The organism is Glutamicibacter uratoxydans (assembly GCF_006539925.1).
GTDB classification, from domain to species: domain Bacteria; phylum Actinomycetota; class Actinomycetes; order Actinomycetales; family Micrococcaceae; genus Glutamicibacter; species Glutamicibacter uratoxydans.
On sequence record NZ_BJNY01000049.1, the window covers coordinates 1 to 693 of the forward strand.

General features: G+C 53.1%; 1 protein-coding gene. It reads right to left on the reverse strand.

What is annotated here, in order from left to right; translation table 11 throughout:
- Positions 1–334: 334 nt before the first annotated feature.
- Positions 335–693: hypothetical protein (locus AUR04nite_RS18015; protein WP_170184274.1), on the reverse strand; the 359-nt coding region annotated here is incomplete at its 5' end.

Here is a 693-nt window from a genome sequence, read left to right on the forward strand (position 1 = left end):
TTTTTTTCGTTTAACCGGCGGCACTGCCCGGGTGCCCCCGTTGAATGGGGGGCTTTGTTGAAGGACTGGGTCTTTATAGTGGCGGCTACCAGGTTGTCTTGAATTGAGTGTCTGCCCACATTAGTTCTGTTTCCCTAGAGGTACGTCAGTTACTCCCGTAAACTTGATAGAAGTTGTTCATGCCGTTTGAGCATGTTTATTAGTTAATAGGGAAGTGCACTGATTTCAGGCACGAAGGTTGCGGTATTGAGATATCCGCTGAAGGGGACAGTAAATGTCTAACGATTTCCGCCGTAGTTCCGACAATGGGCAAGGCGGCTTCCGGGGCTCAGATTCAAACCGCAACAATTCCCGCGATGGTTTTAAGCGTCGCGATGACAACCGTGGCGATTTCAAGCGTCGTGATGATAACCGCGGTGGTTTCCGCGGCGATCGTAATGATGATCGTGGTGGCTTCCGCGGGGAACGCAACAACTCCCGAGATGGCTTCCGCCGCAACGACGAAAACCGTGGTGACTTCAAGCGCCGTGACGACAACCGCGGTGGTTTCCGCGGCGATCGTAATGATGATCGTGGCGGTTTCCGTCGCAACGATGACAACCGTGGTGACTTCAAGCGTCGTGATGATAACCGTGGTGGTTTCCGCGGCGATCGTAATGATGATCGTGGCGGTTTCCGTCGCAACGACGATAA